Annotated in this window: 12 protein-coding genes; 8 read left to right on the forward strand and 4 right to left on the reverse strand. The window is 48.0% G+C overall.

All coding sequences use genetic code 11. The features are described 5' to 3' along the window. The 4 genes from QT974_RS15370 to QT974_RS15385 form a co-directional block, all read left to right on the forward strand. Nucleotides 1-231: helix-turn-helix domain-containing protein (locus QT974_RS15370; protein ID WP_333469331.1), on the forward strand; the 231-nt coding region annotated here is incomplete at its 5' end. A 432-nt stretch (nt 232-663) separates the two neighbouring features. Further along, nucleotides 664-1,536 (forward strand): ParA family protein, encoded by an 873-nt coding sequence (locus tag QT974_RS15375; protein ID WP_333469332.1) that lies wholly within the window; start codon nt 664-666, stop codon nt 1,534-1,536. Further along, a complete protein-coding gene (locus tag QT974_RS15380; protein ID WP_333469333.1) occupies nt 1,533-1,985 on the forward strand; it encodes a hypothetical protein in 453 nt (150 codons plus the stop codon). The genes QT974_RS15375 and QT974_RS15380 overlap by 4 nt, the downstream gene beginning before the upstream one ends. 108 nt (nt 1,986-2,093) lie before the next feature. Next, nucleotides 2,094-3,356: a DPP IV N-terminal domain-containing protein gene (locus tag QT974_RS15385; RefSeq protein WP_333469334.1), complete on the forward strand. Its 1,263-nt coding sequence runs from the start codon at nt 2,094-2,096 to the stop codon at nt 3,354-3,356. A gap of 97 nt (nt 3,357-3,453) precedes the next feature. Here the strand turns inward: QT974_RS15385 and hpsL are convergent, their stop codons facing one another. Beyond that, nucleotides 3,454-5,118 carry a hormogonium polysaccharide biosynthesis protein HpsL gene (gene hpsL, locus QT974_RS15390; RefSeq protein WP_333469335.1) on the reverse strand — a complete coding sequence of 555 codons (1,665 nt, stop codon included), beginning with the start codon at nt 5,116-5,118 and terminating at the stop codon, nt 3,454-3,456. Between the two features lie 63 nt (nt 5,119-5,181). Here hpsL and QT974_RS15395 point away from each other — a divergent pair, with 63 nt between their 5' ends. Both QT974_RS15395 and QT974_RS15400 read left to right on the forward strand, forming a co-directional pair. After that, nucleotides 5,182-5,304 (forward strand): hypothetical protein, encoded by a 123-nt coding sequence (locus QT974_RS15395; protein ID WP_333469336.1) that lies wholly within the window; start codon nt 5,182-5,184, stop codon nt 5,302-5,304. Between the two features lie 69 nt (nt 5,305-5,373). Beyond that, entirely contained in the window at nt 5,374-6,075 is a 702-nt protein-coding gene (locus QT974_RS15400) for an alpha/beta hydrolase (RefSeq protein WP_333469337.1), read from the forward strand. Between the two features lie 34 nt (nt 6,076-6,109). Here the strand turns inward: QT974_RS15400 and QT974_RS15405 are convergent, their stop codons facing one another. The 3 genes from QT974_RS15405 to QT974_RS15415 form a co-directional block, all read right to left on the reverse strand. Next, nucleotides 6,110-7,006 carry a succinate--CoA ligase subunit alpha gene (locus tag QT974_RS15405; RefSeq protein ID WP_333469338.1) on the reverse strand — a complete coding sequence of 299 codons (897 nt, stop codon included), beginning with the start codon at nt 7,004-7,006 and terminating at the stop codon, nt 6,110-6,112. Between the two features lie 85 nt (nt 7,007-7,091). Further along, on the reverse strand, nt 7,092-8,318 hold the full coding sequence (locus tag QT974_RS15410) for a succinate--CoA ligase subunit beta (RefSeq protein WP_333469342.1): 1,227 nt from the start codon (nt 8,316-8,318) through the stop codon (nt 7,092-7,094). 474 nt (nt 8,319-8,792) lie between these two features. Beyond that, a complete protein-coding gene (locus QT974_RS15415; protein ID WP_333469339.1) occupies nt 8,793-10,301 on the reverse strand; it encodes a glycosyltransferase in 1,509 nt (502 codons plus the stop codon). Between the two features lie 378 nt (nt 10,302-10,679). On the opposite strand from QT974_RS15415, the gene ebsA reads away from it, so the two are divergent. Then, nucleotides 10,680-11,054 carry a type IV pilus biogenesis protein EbsA gene (gene ebsA, locus QT974_RS15420; protein ID WP_333469340.1) on the forward strand — a complete coding sequence of 125 codons (375 nt, stop codon included), beginning with the start codon at nt 10,680-10,682 and terminating at the stop codon, nt 11,052-11,054. A gap of 943 nt (nt 11,055-11,997) precedes the next feature. Beyond that, nucleotides 11,998-16,831 (forward strand): DUF4347 domain-containing protein (locus tag QT974_RS15425; RefSeq protein WP_333469341.1); only part of this gene is annotated, 4,834 nt, incomplete at its 3' end.

Here is a 16,831-nt window from a genome sequence, read left to right on the forward strand (position 1 = left end):
TCAGCAGTGATCCGTTGGAAATTGGCAGTTGTGATGGCCGATCGCAATATCAGCAATAAAGAATTGGCTGCTTTAATTGGGATGCACCCCACTTCTGTGTCAAAAATCAAAACCCGTCGCCGACTCACCCGAATCGATGAAGCAACTCTCAGCGCTTTGTGCAAAGCTCTGAATTGTCAGCCGGGGGATTTAATGGTATATGAAGAGGACAATCCCGATGCCGGAAAATGACTTGGAAATCTGAATTATTAGAGGAATTTAATGATGTATGAACAGGAAAATTATCATGGCTTAAAAGGGTGCATCTGGCGCAAGGCGAATATATCCGTAGGGGCGAAGGATGACCGCATTCAATATGAGATGATAACTAATAACTTATATGCGGTCATGCTTCGCCCTCTTAAAAAGTGATATGCACCCGTTTAAAATGACTTAAAATTGATTAAATATCTAGACAAATTGTATTTGATTTCAAGGCATCTAACGGTAAGAACAAAGGTTAATTTGACATCAGTTCATGTTTATTTTATGATAATTTTCTCGATCTCACTTTCCTTCTGATCTCAGTTGACACATCGTGACTCTGGTATGCGATCGCTCTTTCAATTAACCTCCACAATATGTTTTAATAAAAAATTGAGCCCAACCTAAGCAAACCCAGCCATGAGTCCCAAATCCATAGCAGTAATCAACTTCAAAGGCGGTGTCGGAAAGACCACCGTCACCTGGAGTCTGGGAAATATTATATCCCAAGGAACCGACTTAGAAGTCTTGATGTTAGATCTAGACCCGCAAATGTCCCTCACAGAGGCGATCGGGCTTAACGAAAATACGGGTCATTTAGATGATAAATTTGGTAAGTGGTACGAAAAATCTCTCAAACACAGACTCACAATTTACGACGCCCTCGAAGTCTTTAAAAAAGCCGGACAAAACTTTAAATTTCCCGTTGGTTTCGACACCATTTATCAGATTGACGAACAGTTGCATTTTATCCCTTCAGTTGAAGAATTGTACTGGTTAGACCTCGATGGATTTGAGGGGAAAAATGTTAAAGACTTCATCCGCCAGTTTAGCGGCAAAATCGTTAATTCTCCTAATCTCCCCAAATACGATTTGATGCTGTTTGACTGTTCGCCTTCCTTCAGTCTCCTCACATACAGCGTACTTTCTTGCTGCGACTTAATACTGATTCCCGTCAATCCCGATTATTTTGGTTCTCGGGGATTGAGTTTAGTTTTAAACTCGCTCCAAAAACGGATTGAGCCTTACCCGTTTCCCAAGATTGCAGTGTTTATGAATAAAGCTAAAATCTATGGAGGATTGCTGACTAATGAAGTTCAGTTTTATATGAGAGAAGTCAAGAGACTTTGCGCTGAGATTTCAAAAGATAATAACATAGAAGTGAGATTTTTAGAATCGACGATTCGCGAAAGTGTCGGTCTAAAACGAGCAATTAATGAGGGAGAATTGCCCCGAGAATTGGTGAGAGAGTTTGAGCAACTTTGGCGCGAGTGTGAGGCGTATCTCAAATGATTAAAAAAGAGATTTTGGCGGATGGTAATTCAGAAACCGGGGGGGTACTTGATGAAATTGGCGAACTTAAGGAAATCTTGCGCGAGGTTTCCAAAAAATTAACCAGGATTGAGGCTCAAGTCAAGCGGGGAGGGCTTTCTGCTGGTTCTAAAACTTCTGAATTGCCTGCTGTTGCTGTTGCTAATGTTGACAAACCTGCTAATTTATCTACTGACAATGTTCTCGAAGTTTATGAAGAATTGCGCTTACAAGCTAAGAAGGGTCATGAACTAGAGGTGAGGCAAAAATTGTCTGCAATGAGTGCAACTGATTTGAATTTGATGTGTTGCGAGTTAGGGATGCCGCCCAGCAGCAAGAATCCGTCCCGCAAAAAAATGTTCGAGCTAATTATTGGTAGAATTAAGCAGAGTTTGATGCTGTCGCGGCATATCGATCGCCAAACACTTTAAACAGTTGACAGTTGACAGTTGACAGTTGACAGTTAATAGTTCATAGCGAAAATTCGAGCTGTTTTTTTTGCTTTCCACTTTCCATTGTCAAGAGGATCAACTAACAAAATGCGTTTTAATACATTATTGCGGTCGATCGCCCTTACCGCCCTAACACTCGCAATCACCATGTTTTGCAGCCTTCAGGGCTTTGGGACAACCGCAGCCCAAAAACCAAGCATACTGGCGTTTACAGCTCTCCAACAGCGCGGCAGCGAGGTGAGAAACAGTTTATTTACCGTCAACGCTACCAGTTTGGCGCGCCGCGAACTTGCACCAAACATAGATGTTAGCTATACCTTAGCTTGGTCGCCCAAGGGCGATCGACTGGCTTTCGTTAGCGGCGATACTGATATCTATACAGTCAACGCTGACGGTTCCGGGCTCACTAAACAGTTTGCTGGCGAGTCTTGCAAAGCAGCTAGTTTTGAAATAGCTTGGTTTTCTAACAGCCAGAAACTTGTTTTTGCCCGTTCCTGCGACGGTTTTACCTCCGACGCTCCCGGCAGTCAATCTCTTTTTTTGAGCGATACGGCGGGGAGAAAAGGAACTAAATTAGTTAGGAATTTGGAAGTAGGAGGATATCCGGCTAAAACGGAAATTTCCTCGGAATTTTATCTGTCACCAGACGCCCAGCAGGTAGCATTTGTCAAGGATCAAAATATCTACAAAATGAATACCGATGGTTCGGGAATGACCCAAATAACGAAAAGTCCCGGCGAGTATACATCCGGCGGAAGCGAACTTGTTTGGTCGCCCGATCGCACAAAAATCGCTTTTTTATCTGGTACCTATCCCCAACAGCAAGTTTACACGATTAATGCCGACGGCACAAACCTCAAAAATTTGACTGACAACCCGCAACATCAAGTCTACAACGTCAAGCTATTTTGGTCCCCCGACAGCAGCCGGATTGCTTACTATCACGGCAAAGCGGGCGATTTAATGGGGGAAAAGCAGGATATTTGGGCGATCGACATTAACAGCGGAACCGCCAAAAATCTCACCCAAAAACCCCAAAACTACGATGCACTTTCCTGGTCGCCGGACGGCAAACTTATCGCCTTCGCCACCGGAGAATTCAACCAGCAAAAATTATACACAATCAATGCGGAAACTTCCCAAATAAATCAACTAGCTGCCCGCCTAGGAATCTCGGGAATTTCAGAATTAGCTTGGTCTTTTGACAGCCAGCAAATAGCTTTTAAATTTAATGACATCAAACGCGACAAAAGCAATTTGTATGTAATTAATCGCGACGGTTCGGGATTAAATAAATTGACCAGCGACAAGGATTTAAATGCTGGGACTCCTGTTTGGCAACCGTACTAAAGAACACCGGCTGATTTCAACTGCCATCCGATATTCAGTCGGCGTCCGGCGGACATCGTTTGTATAGAAGCCGTTTCAACCGCCGTCTTTATGAAAGTCAAATTGGAGCCGATGCAATAATCTTTTTTTCCTTTAATTGCTGGTGAACTTCCAATTCATGTCCCTCAAGTTCTTGGTGTTTCTCATCCTGCACCTGTTTGTCAATTTTGGGCAACTTTAAAATTGCTCCAGCCAACACCCAGTAATACACGCACACTGGATCTACATCCAGCGGATAGTATTGAGGATTGATCGTAATAAATCCCACAAATACCCAAAAACTAGCTCCGTAACTCCGCAAACTTTTATCTTTGACAGAACGGTAGGCTCTAAAAGTTAAAAAAGCCAAGTGTAAAACCATGATTTGAAAAGCAATCATTCCCGGATAACCTAGTTCGTAGATCAACTTAGGATGGAAAGTTTCAATGAGCTGTGTAGTCCCGAATATCCGCGTTGAATTAGTAGCTCGTCCCACACCTCTACCCAGAGGTTTGCCAATGATAAAATTGTTACTTTGCTCGAACTGATTAGAAAGAAATTGCTGGGGAGGTGCAGCATTCCAGCGGTTAACAAAACTATCCCACCGCTGCTCGACAATTCCCGGGTTAATTGCGGCACCCATAAACAGCAGAATTGCGAGCCCTGCACCAATGGGAATAAATCTCTTAAAATTAACTAATTGGCCTGTGAGAACTAGCAGGATGGCTGTAGCAACTGGAACCATAACTAAAGCAGCTCTTTGACCGGAAATCACGGCATTGGCAAATACTAATGCCATGCCAAATAAACCAATAACTCTCCACCAGAAGGAAGGGTCACAAAAAGCTGAGGCAAAGGTTAAAAAAGCATTAGCAATTAAAAACCAAGCCCACTGCCAAGGCGCTACAAAAGTTCCCGGTAAGCGGATAAACTTGACTTCGGGACTGAATACCAGAGAACCGCCAACAAAACATCTAGCTTGCAGAGTTGCTTTATATAATTCTTCTCCGGTCATACCTCGGGTGCCGGCGCACTTTCCACTTTGCAGCAACAGGTACTGAATCAAACCGAGAACGCAGCAAACGATCGCCAAAACGACGTGCATTCGACCAAAAAACACCAAATCCTTCTTAGTGCGGAGCAGATAGTAAGTACAAGCAATCAGCGGTATGTAACCTATCAATACTTTTAAGCCGAGAATTCCTTGCAGAATTGGTTTGTCGCCTTTAATAGGGTGGAGCTGCATCTCTCCGTTGACAAAAATTAAAGTCAGCATTGCCATCATCAACAGAATGCTGAATGTTGAAAGCATTTGTTTGGGAATGAACACAGGCAATTGTTTATTTTTGCAGCATTGAACTAAAGCGACTAGAGCTGGTATGTAAAAAGCATCTTTGGCTACTTGAAATGCTGCGTTACCGCCGCCAATTGCGTAAGTAACTGTACCGCTCAAAGGCAGGTAAATTAAAAAAGCCCACAAAGCTTGACGGGGGTATTTATAGGAAAGCAGTATAATGGCTAGGGCTGCACCTCCTGCGATCGCAATTTTAGGGCGGGCTACGAACAACAGAGGGATAGTGACAGCCATGCTGACCAAGCAGCAAATGACGATCGCCTGCACTAATTCATTGCGCTTTTGTGAAGTTTTGCGTTTTTGGGCAGCGACTTCTTTTTTGCTGAGTTCTGTTGTTTTTTCGCTGTGCTTCTGTTTGTTTTTTTTCGATTTGCGCTTGGTTTTAAACATAACTTCTAAAAGGAACTTATGTAGGGGGATGAAGTCGATCTGATGTAGAAAGTAGAAGGCAGAATGAATCCAATAAAAACTATTTTGGTAGCTGCCGTTAATTATTCAGGAAGTCGAGAGCGATCGCCAATGTCGATCGAGATTGTGGGTGTGATGCGGGCGCAACTTACACTCGTGACCTTGTAGAATATAACTGCTGCATCTATAATGTACACACCGAGGAAAAAAAAAATTAATCGATCGCTCAAACTGAATATGAAATTAACAAAATTTGTATCGCTCGGCATTGCCCTGTTTTTAGGAGCAAGCGGGAGCTTATTATCTAGCAGCAGTAGAGCCTTAGGTGCCGAAAAAATTGTCCTGACATTTGGCCCGATCCGCCAAACTATCAATATCAGCGACTTAGAAGACTTTGCTAAAGACGGGACGACGACGCCAACCCTCAAACAAATTATCGGGTTCTCCAAAATTGACCCAAAAATACTACAGGGGTTGATCGGTTTACAAATTGGTTTAAAGCCGGCTAATCTCGCCCGGGTTATTTACAGCACCCCGGGAGAAAAAATTACTGACGAAATTGCTCAAGCAATTCGGACTCAGCGGCGCACAGAAAGTGGCAAAGCTCTGAGGGCGGCGGTGATTCTGGCATCGGGCGACGACGGTAAGGTGTCGCTGCTGGAAATGTTGCAAAAGTATCCTCTACCTGAGGTGTACGTAGATGTGGCCAGCATTGCTGGGACTGTTGGCAAGATTCAGGGCTTGGCGGGAAATCTCAGCAGCTTGCTTCAAGATTCTGGGCGCGAGACAACCAAGACAACTGAAACAAATCGTACCGAAAGCACGATCGCACCTCAGAGCAATCAAGCCCGGCCAACAACTCCCCCAACCGTGCGCCGCCCCGTACCCTTACCGGCACAGCCACCGCAGCCCGTGAGGCCGATCAGGGGACTTTGGTAAAAAAAATCATTGGGCACGACAAACTCTGAAGCAATCAATTTTGCTTCAGCAGTTTTTTGAGCAACTTTGGCACCTCCGAAGGGCGAGCAGCCACAGGTATGTCCGCCTCTTCAAAGGCAGCCATTTTGTTTTCTGTCTTAAGTCCAAAGGCTTTCTGGGCGGCAGCCCGAGAACTAATCAAGATGCCGGCGTGACCCAAAGACGGGCCCTTGGGAGCGTAGCGGCCGGCTAGATAAGCAACCACGGGTTTGTCGATCGCCGAAGCGATGTAAGAAGCAGCAGCTTGTTCGCTCCAGCCGCCAACTTCCCCCACCAAAACAATCGCCTCGGTACTGTCATCTTCATCCAAAATTTGCAGCCACTGCATAAAAGAAGAACCCACAATCGCATCGCAGCCAATACAAACCGCCATCGACTGTCCCAAACCCGCCTCAGTGAGTTCGAGAGCAACTTCATAAGTCAAAGTGCTGCTGCGGCTGATTACGCCGATCGAACCTGGGGTATAAAATTCCTTGGGGTGAGTTCCCAACAGCAGTTTGTCAGGGACAATAATCCCCGGACTGTTGGGCCCGATTACCAATGTTTCGGTAGCTTCTGCTTTTCTGACTAAGCGCACCATATCCAGAGGAGGCACTCCCTCAGTGACGATCGCGATTTGCCGAATTCCTGCCGCGATCGCTTCTTGAGCCGCATCCAGCACCGAGTAAGCATCTACCAAAATTACCGCAGTGTCAACATGACCCACTGCCGCCACGGCTTGTTCTACCAAATCAAAAATCTCAATTCCCTCCAACTCCTGCCCGCCTTTACCGGGACTGACTCCAGCGACTACATTCGTGCCGTATGCTTTCATCATCAGGGCGACACGGGCTGACGCGGGAGATTCTATAATGCCCTGTACGAGGACTTTGCTTTCTGGAGTTAAATTCATTTTTTCCCACTTGACACTCGATCTTTAAAAAGCAGAAGCTCTCGGCGCGTGCATAAAACTCGAAGCGGCCGATCGACTGCTGCTACTACTTAGCGGAGGATACAGAGGCTTTTGCCGCCTCATCCAAAGTCCTAGTTAGCTGTACCGGCAACTGTCCCAAACCCTTTTTAAGGGCATCAGTATCGCTATCTATCAGGCGCAGCACAACTTGGATGTGGCGGTTGGCGCGAGCTTTCCGTTCCAAATAGGCGACGGCCGCAGCGGTGATTTCCTCGGTCTTGGAGGCGGCCAAAATATTAACCAGTATTACCTTAACGCTTTTGTCCTGACCGACCAACTCCAGACCTGCATCCGCGCGATCGCGCAGAGCATTTACTGCATCGTAGCGGTGTAGGGAACCGATATTCACAAAATTAGCCGGTTTTCCTCCTTGGTGGGCTACAGCATCCAGAGTTGCCATTGTCAGGCCGACTCCGTTGCACAAAATCCCGATATTCCCATCGAGTTCGACTAATTCTAGGGATTCTCCATTGGAGATTGAGGATTCAGGCTTGGGGTCAAACTGCCGCGGCGAGTGTAGCAGCTTCGAGTTAGAATTCGGTCGATCGGCAGTATAGAGATTTCTCCTCTCCCCTACGAGTCCGCTGCTGGGAGTCTTACCCGAGAGTGACGCCAAATCGGGATGCCGCCCTAACGCATCGTCGTTAGCGGTGACTTTACCGTCTAAAGCCATGACCTCTCCCGTCGGACTGATGCCCAGAGGATTGATTTCTACTAAATCTAAATCTTTTTGAACAAACAGCCGATACATTTTCTCGACAATCGAGCTCACCGATTGAATCAAATCTCCCTGCAATCCCATTTTCAGCATCAGGCGCCGCGCGTAGAAAGGCGAAAATTCTTGGTCTACGGCAACTTGCTGCATTTGGTCGATCGACCCTTCGACATCCATACCTCCTTCTCTGGAACCTAGAAGTACCGGGCGTCGAGCTACGGGGTCTAGGAGTACCGCCAAGTATAATTCTCGATCGGCGTTGTACTTTGCTTCTGCCAGCAAAACTTGGGGATATTCGTTTTCGATCGGCAAATTAAAAATTGTTTGAGCTGCGGCTACAGCATCGATCGTATTTTCCACAAACTTAACGCCGCCAGCTCGGCCCCGTCCCCCCGCCCGTACTTGCGACTTAAGTACAACTGGGTAGGGAATTTTCAGTTTTTTGAGGTCGGCAGGATTGTCAATTCGCTGGGACGGCAAAATCGGAATTGCCATCTCGCGAAATAAAGATTTGGCTTGGTACTCTAACAAATCCATTATTAATAACGGGTGACGGGTAGTTGGCAACAAGGAATTCGTCGTAACTGGCAATTCATAATTAATAGATACTAATTGGCTTTTTGTCAAGTTAAAATTTAAAAAATATGGCTTTTATCTTTTAATTTTAGACTTTTGTCTGGCCGATCGCTTATTCAGTATTGCTGGCTTATCACCTATCACCTAAGCTATTTTGTACTTTATTGTTTTGCCTTCGACAATGGCAAGATTTGACTCGTGGCTGGGGCTCGACAGAGTAGGGAGATGGTTAGTAGTTGTTTTATCTTCGGAGTTTTGGCAATACTGTTTACAGATATTTCTGGGAGCTAATCATCAATTAATTCCCAGTAAATTAATCTAATTAAGCCTCAAATACGACTCGTTTTCAAGCTTTTAATGTGTATTTTATCCCTTTGTCCCGATCGCTAATGACTTCTTCCTTCGCTCAAGTGTCAAGTGTCAACTGTCAACTGTCTACTTAGCAGCGCCTTGATGAACGGTTTTGACCCATTTAAGCCGCTTGGGCCGCACCGCAATCCGAGCCGTCACAGTCCCAACCAGCAGCCAGTGCAACATATACACAGTACCGCGCAGGGTTTGCAGGAAGGTGACAAAAACTCTTTTGACCTCAAATTTGGTCTCTTGGCGAGTGCGGCGCAGACCGACAAACATTCCCACCACTGACAAGGTAAGAGTCATGAAAGTTAAGGGACTGGCGATCGGCATCCGGCGCAGCGCCACAGACATCAAACAGTCAGGGAGCGCTACTGTAGGCAAGAGATATTGAGATACCCAAAATCCAAATAAATCCCAAGTTTTCCCAGTTCCCATGCGGTTGCGCAAAATTAGCCGCCAGTAGTCAAGATAGCGCTGATAGCCACCTTCTGCCCAGCGATTGCGTTGATGCCACAGGGCGCCAGCGTTAGTGACACCTTCTTCAGATACGGCTGGGAAAGCCAGAAACTCAATATCCCAGCGGTCTAGGTGCAGCCTCACCGTCAAATCAAGGTCATCGGTAATTGTTTCCTCGTTCCAGCCGCCGCAGCGTTCCAAAGCAGTGCGGCGCATGAATTGACCGTTACCGCGCAATTCTCCAATGCCGCCGATTGCAGTCCGCTGCTGCTGGAAAAAACTGTCGAGGGCCATTTCTGCTTCTTGGCCGCGAGTCCAAACATTTACCGCAGCATTGGCGATGGCTTTTCTGACTTGCACAGCCCCTACCTGTTCTCGATCGAACACCGGCAGCACGTGGCGCAGCAAATCCGGCGTTACCGTGGCGTCCGCGTCAAATATTCCGACAAATTCCCCGCGAGTCAGCGGCAAAACTTGATTCAGAGCTCCGGACTTGCCGCCGCTGGCATTTGCATCTGTGCGAAATACTTTAAGCTGCGGGTACTGTTTGGTTAGCTGTTCCAATACCATCGGCGTACCGTCGCTGCTGCGATCGTCGATCGCCCAAAGTTCGTAACGGTCGATCGGATAATCTAAATTGCAGATTGATTCTACCAATCGAGCAATCACCGCTTCCTCATTTTTCGCCGCCACCAACAGCGACACGTAGGGCCAATCTTCTCGACTTTCATCAGCCAGAGGCGGCAGTACCGGTTTGGGTTTGGCAAACAAAACTCGCAGGGCTTGCATCCACAGCAACCCCGTCAGCCCCCAGACCACCCACGCACCCCAAGAAATCAAGTGCAGGGCGATCGTTAAAGTCCAAATTGCCGCCAGCACCGCAGCGGCTTTTCCCCGCCGTCCCCGGTACAGATTGTGAGGAAAAGAGCCAGAAGCAGGCACAGACACCGCCACCGTTCGTTCTGTTGTTGTTTCCGCATCAAACACCTTGTCGCCCGTGTCTGGTACAGCAAATACTTTGGCGACCTTGGAGTTCGAGGTCAAACTCTTGAGCTCTTCTTGAGCCAAATCAGGGATGTCCAAATTAAGCTCTGTGCGAGCGTCGTTTTCTGGCCAAGAACTCTCCTGCATAGGTTACTTGATTCAACCACCAATAGTTTTTGATTTTAGATATAAGTATTTACTGTATCAGTTTCTGAGCTTTTATCGAAAGCATACCCTAGCGTGTTGACTCCGAAAGCACTTGACAGCTTACCGCAAGCATAGTCGAATGGTTGACAGTTGAAGGCTACCTCTACCCTTAAGTCCGAGGATTCGAGCAATCAATAGTCAGATTTTAATTGATCCCGATCGGGCGCGAGGGCTTTCAAGCAATTTTTTCCGGTAAACTGGCGCGGACTCGCGGACTCGAAACCACGAGTGAGTGCTTGCGCTTGCCCTGGAATATCTGCTAATTTTTGCACAGCAGCTCAACTAAACTGCTAGTAGTAATTGTCAGGATGTGGAAATATGTCTCTTCCTCAACTGAAGCCAGCCGAAGACAAAGAAGTGAAAGTCTACGCACCTTTCTGTCAGGAGCCCCGGCGCAAGTTCTTGCCGCACGCTATCGGTCTCTACAAGCTCAAAAGCTTGGAGGGGGCAAGAAAAATTGACGGTGGCGAAGATGTGCCCTTTGTCGCTAGTTGGAATATCTCGTCGCTGCCGATCGACCTAACCCGCTGTCTAGTGTTGTTTGACGGCAATGCGGAACTCAGCTATGAAGTAACGATGCAAAGCTCTGATTTTGTGACTTGCTTAATTGAGGTACTTTTGACTTTTCAGCGCACTCGTACCGTCGATTTTTCTAAGACGTTTTACCGCAAGCTGATGCGCGTAGATGAGTAACTTTTGCTGTACCCGCCCTTGGGAAATTCGACCGCCAGATTGTGGGTACGATTTGCGGCGCACTAACTGTCTGCGGTCGCTACCAACGGCTAGATTACACGATCGTGCGCCTGTCCTATTTTTTCAGTCCAAACACTAACTAAATTCTGGGACGATTCTCCATTGCTTTGGGCGCGATCGCTGATCCTCGCTTCTCCAGCAAATCTACAGCAGTTTACCGTTGATTGCGATACAGATTTCCCGTAGGGACTCAGGCTTTGCTTGAGTCCCTACCTGTATTTTAGGCAATTGAAAACTGCTGTATTTGTTGCGCAACAAACATCAAATCCCGGCACTGAAAGCTTTTATTAAAAATCGTGCAACAGAAACCAATATTCCAACCCTAGTAGTTCTCCGGTCATTCCTAATTCTTTAATATTGAATCCTCCAACGCTCCAATACTAGGAAATTGGTGTGGGAGTTGAGGTAAGACACATTTCCACCAAGATCCTAACTTTATCTAGGTATTAATATTTGTAAACATTGTCAGTAATATCACTGAGGCATTTTAGGATAATAGCAAAAGAAAAATTAGTTAATTTCTCAGAAAACCGCTTAAATTATTAAACCTGTCTTCAGCAAGTAATTTTTCCTAATCTGGCGATAGCAGGGATTTAATCTAAGTCCTAATTTTAGGCTTTTAGGACTCTGAGATAATTTATCAACCGTCATTATGGGGGTCTATTTTTCATGCTCAAATTTTGCAAATAAGTGGCATAAACCCGAATTCAATTATAGCAATTAGTTTGAGCAACTATCAAGAAATCATTTAAGCAACCACAGGGCAAACATCAGTTATTGCCATTACTCCTAGGTGATTTTGAGTAAGTGCATAACTCAGAGCAGACTACATATCAGGTATTGCAGCTACAGATAAAAACCTACCAATTTTTGCAAGAGGTATATGATGACTCAGCTAACCAGGGAAATCTATCAAGATTGTTTAATTAGCGATCGGGCGATCGAACTTACGATTGAACACACAGCAACTGTCGCAGCAAATAGTGCAAGACCTGCGGATGCTCAGCAGGCTGCGGGCACATGGGACACAGAAATTTCAGAGATTGTGTTTATTGACACAGCCGTTGCAGATTACCAAAGCTTAGTTGCCGGAGTCAAACCCGGAATCGCAACAGTTATCCTCGACTCGAACCAAGACGGTATTGCGCAGATTAGCGAATATCTAGCCAATTGTCAGCAGGTATCTGCACTGCACATCATCAGCCACGGCAGTCCCGGCAGCTTGCAATTAGGCACAGCTCAATTAAGTTTAGATACACTCAAATCCTACGCCAACCAACTACAAGAATGGGCGGCATCGCTGAGGGCCGCATCAGAGATTTTGCTTTACGGTTGCAGCGTAGCAGCAGGCCGCGGTCAAGCATTCATTCAGCAAATCAGCAGCCTTACAGGAGCAAAAATCGCAGCTTCTACAACCCTGACAGGGAGTGCAGATTTAGGAGGAGATTGGCAGCTTCAGGCAACCACAGGCGAAATAGAAATAGATGCGGCAATTCAACCTGAAACCCTGAAAAATTATGCCTTTACCTTAGTCAACCTGAATACATCATTTGGAGATGGAGGCGTAGTCATCGGGGTAGATGGTTATGGGTCTTTCGGGTCTGCTGTTAACGGCAGCGGAACCACTGATGCGTTTTATGACCCCATCGGTACTGTCCAGCCGTCTAAAACCACCTTTCAGTCTGGAGTGGCAATCCGATTTGGCGGTACGACGCGGACTTTTTTGACTACTGGCTCCATAGCTAGTTCCAGCTCACAGCCCAATCCAGGTTTTACGAGTTTAAGCCCAACCAGCGTTCAAAGCAAATTCACTTTCAACGGTCTTGACTTTGAACTGATTCAGAGCGTCACAGACCTGATCGTTGATGGGGGAAGGAAAGGTAGCCTTTTAACTCAAGCTTATAGAATTACGAACCCCGGCCCTGCAACCACTGGCTTTGAGTTAATCCGTTACGTGGACGGCGACTTGCAATTTGATGGCGCTATTCAAGACACTGGCGGCCGTATTGTTTCAGGAGGAGGGGCACAAGAAATTCTCTTCGAGACTGACAGTGGCGACAATCCTGCAAACCCAACAACCTTTGTGGGCATTACGGCTATAGGGGGAAGCACTGCGTCGCCGGGCCGCTATGAAATTAACAGATACGGCCCATTTAACAGCATCCCCGGATTGGGCAACAGGATTGTATCGGGAAATACATTAGGTGACATAATCAACGGCGATGGTGCGGATGCCGATCAATTCATAGACGCAGGAGGAGCCTACGACGTGACCTTGGGTCTGCGAAATACATTTTCTCTTGCGCCAGGTCAGTCTACCAACTACGCAACCACTACCATCTTTGGGACGCTAGCTCCCAATCTAATCAATCTCCCCATCCTCAGCATCACCTCACAGGGGAATCCCGCCGAAGCAGGTTCAGTTCCCGGCACTTTTAGAATCACCCGCACCAATAACACCACCGGAGATGTCGTCGTCAATTTGAATGTAGCGGGGTCTGCTACCTTCAGCACCGACTATAGTGTGACAGGCGCTAACTCCTTCACGGCAAGTACCGGCATAGTTACGATACCCGCTAACGTTCCAAGCGTCGATGTGAGCGTAACTCCCGTCGATGACAACGTATTTGACCCAAATGAAACCGTCCAACTCACCCTCAACCCTGGTACTGGCTACTTCCTCGGTTCCCCCGACAGGGCTGTGCTGACGATCGCCGACAATGATAGCAGAGGCATTGTTGTCACCTCAGTCCCCCCCAATACTCCTCTAGCAGAAGGCGGCAGCCCCAAAACTTACAAAGTAGCCCTCAGAAGCCGACCCACCGAACTGGTAATCTTTACTCTTAACCCAGACGAACAGACAGACTTGGGAGCAGGTGCTAGCAACTCCGTCAGCTTCTACTTCACTCCCAGCAACTGGAACGTCCTTCAAACTCTCACGGTGAAGGCAGTAGACGATAACATAGCTCAAGGCCCTCACACCAGCACTATTAGTGGCACGGTCAACAGTGCCGACGCGAACTACGACGGCGCTGTACCAGTGACCCTCGACGGCGCTGCTGTTGCCAGTCTGACTTTGCCAATTACCGACAACGATACACCACAGGTAAAAATTACCCAGACTGGTGGCGTCAGCAAAATCAGCGAAGACGGGGGGACGGATACCTATACAGCGGTGCTAAGCAGCCAGCCTGCGGCCGATGTTACTGTCACCGCCTCCCCAGACACCCAAAGCGACGTAGGGGCTGGAGGCGGAAACCCGATCGCTCTGAAATTTACTCCGGCTAACTGGAACGTGCCTCAAGTAATCACTGTGCAAGCCGTGGACGATGTTGTAGCTCAAGGCACGCACTCTAGTACGATCGCCCACAAAGTCGCCAGTACAGACGCGAAATACAACCTGATTGCTACTCCCTCGGTCACGGCCCAAATTACCGACAACGATACCGCCGGAGTCACAATTACTCCTCCTGAAACCACTGCTACTGAAGGCGGCGCCACAGGCAGTTACAAAGTAGCCCTCAATAGCAAACCCACTGCGCCAGTTAAGATCAACTTCAATACCGGGATTCAAATCGACTCAATTTCCACATTTACTTTCACCTCGGCCAATTGGGACGTACCGCAAACAGTCACGGTGAAAGCCACCGACGACACTGTTGTCGAAGGGCTGCACACAGGCACGATCAACCACAGCATTGCCGTTGGCAGCGCTGCGGAATATAAATCGGTCGCGATCGCGCCAGTCACAGCCATCATCACCGATAACGATGTCGCTAATGCCAGTACGCCCAGCGTGGCGATCGCACCTGCGAACGCGACAGCAACCGAAGGCGGTGCCACAGGTAGTTACAAAGTCTCCCTCAACACGAAACCGACTGCTAACGTCACAGTCAACTTTACTGCGGGCAGTCAAATAAATGCGATCGCACCGATCCTGTTCACTCCGGTTAACTGGAATGTGCCACAAACAGTAACGGTGACAGCAACCGATGACACGATTGTGGAAGGAACCCACACAGGCACGATCAATCACAGCATCGCAGCAGGCAGCGCAGCCGAATATTTGCCAGTGGCGATCGCACCAGTCACCGTCAGCATCACCGACAACGACACAGTTACCTCGACCGCAGCGGTAAAAATCTCTCCCACAAATACTTCAGCAGCAGAAGGCGGTGCCAATGGCAGTTACACCGCGGTATTAACTTCTGTGCCAAAAAGCGACGTTAAAGTTAGCTTCGCGGTTGACAGTGAAATAGAAGCGATCGCACCCTTCACCTTCACTCCAGCTAACTGGAACGTGCCTCAAACTGCCACTGTCAAAGCAGTAGACGACTCGGTGGTTGAAGGAACGCAGCTTAGCATCATCACTGCCAGTGCTAGCAGCACCGATCTCGCTTACAACAATATCGGCATTTCCAAAGTCGATGTCTTGATTATTGACAACGACTCCCCCGGCATCGCGGTCACTCCTAACACCACCAATGCAGCAGAAGGTGGTGCAACTGGCAGCTACACTATTGTCCTTACCAAATCGCCGACAGCGCCTGTTAAGGTCAACTTTGCCACGGGCAGTCAAATAGATGCGATCGCCCCGATTACTTTTACTCCGGCTAACTGGAATGTGCCGCAAACAGTAACGGTGACAGCCACCGACGACACTGTTGTGGAAGTAACCCACAGCGGCACGATTAACCACAGCGTCGCCCCCGGCAGCGCGGCCGAATACTTGCCAGTGGCGATCGCGCCAGTCACCGTCACCATCACCGACAACGACACAGCTACTACTGCTGCTGGCGTGACTGTTAGCCAAAGCGGCGGCAACACGATTGTCGTTGAAGGCGGTGCTACCGACACCTATCAAGTAGCCCTCAACAGCCAGCCCAAAAATGATGTTAAAGTTAGCTTCGCCACAGACAGTCAAATAGAAGCGATCGCCTCCTTCACGTTCACTGTTTCTAACTGGAACCTGCCGCAAACCGCCACTGTCAAAGCAGTGGACGACTCGGTTGTGGAAGGAACGCACCTGAGTACGATCGTATCGACGGCTAGCAGTACCGATCTCGCTTACAACAATATCGGCATCCCCAAAGTCGATGTCTTAATTCTCGACAACGACAGTCCCGGGATCGCCGTTACACCCACGAGTACCAATGCCGCAGAAGGCGGTGCCAATGGCAGCTACAGCGTTGTCCTCACCAAAGCGCCGACGGCTAAAGTTACGGTCAACTTCGCTGCGGGCAGTCAAATAGATGCGATCGCACCCATTACTTTCACTCCGGCTAACTGGAATGCAGCGCAAACTGTCACCGTCAAAGCTACCGACGACACTGTTGTGGAAGGAACCCACACCGGGTTGATTTTTTCCAGCGTCGCTAACGGTAGCGCTGGCGAATACTTGCCAGTTGCGATCGCCCCCGTCACCGTCACCATCGCCGACAACGACATCGCCCCGACGCCGACACCGACACCTGCACCTGTCATCAACTTTTCGCCGACAATTATCGTTTCAACGCCGACACCTGCGCCGACACCTGCACCAATCATCAACTTTTCGCCGACAATTATCGTTTCGACGCCGACACCAGGGCCGACACCAGGGCCGACACCAGGGCCGACACCTGCACCAATCATCAATTTTTCGCCGACACTCGAGCCGACACCCACACCAACTCCCACACCAACTCCCACACCAACTCCCACACCAACTCCCACAC

It is taken from the genome of Microcoleus sp. BM001215392, from assembly GCF_036700185.1.
Lineage (GTDB): Bacteria > Cyanobacteriota > Cyanobacteriia > Cyanobacteriales > Microcoleaceae > Microcoleus.

Excerpts from the sequence above, each read along its gene's own strand:
- QT974_RS15385 (WP_333469334.1), top strand. The coding sequence starts at position 2,094 with ATGCGTTTTAATACATTATTGCGGTCGATCGCCCTTACCGCCCTAACA.
- hpsL (WP_333469335.1), bottom strand. The coding sequence starts at position 5,118 with ATGTTTAAAACCAAGCGCAAATCGAAAAAAAACAAACAGAAGCACAGC.
- QT974_RS15400 (WP_333469337.1), top strand. The coding sequence starts at position 5,374 with ATGAAATTAACAAAATTTGTATCGCTCGGCATTGCCCTGTTTTTAGGA.
- QT974_RS15410 (WP_333469342.1), bottom strand. The coding sequence starts at position 8,318 with ATGGATTTGTTAGAGTACCAAGCCAAATCTTTATTTCGCGAGATGGCA.
- QT974_RS15380 (WP_333469333.1), top strand. The coding sequence starts at position 1,533 with ATGATTAAAAAAGAGATTTTGGCGGATGGTAATTCAGAAACCGGGGGG.
- QT974_RS15415 (WP_333469339.1), bottom strand. The coding sequence starts at position 10,301 with ATGCAGGAGAGTTCTTGGCCAGAAAACGACGCTCGCACAGAGCTTAAT.
- QT974_RS15375 (WP_333469332.1), top strand. The coding sequence starts at position 664 with ATGAGTCCCAAATCCATAGCAGTAATCAACTTCAAAGGCGGTGTCGGA.
- QT974_RS15395 (WP_333469336.1), top strand. The coding sequence starts at position 5,182 with ATGAATCCAATAAAAACTATTTTGGTAGCTGCCGTTAATTATTCAGGA.
- ebsA (WP_333469340.1), top strand. The coding sequence starts at position 10,680 with ATGTCTCTTCCTCAACTGAAGCCAGCCGAAGACAAAGAAGTGAAAGTC.
- QT974_RS15405 (WP_333469338.1), bottom strand. The coding sequence starts at position 7,006 with ATGAATTTAACTCCAGAAAGCAAAGTCCTCGTACAGGGCATTATAGAA.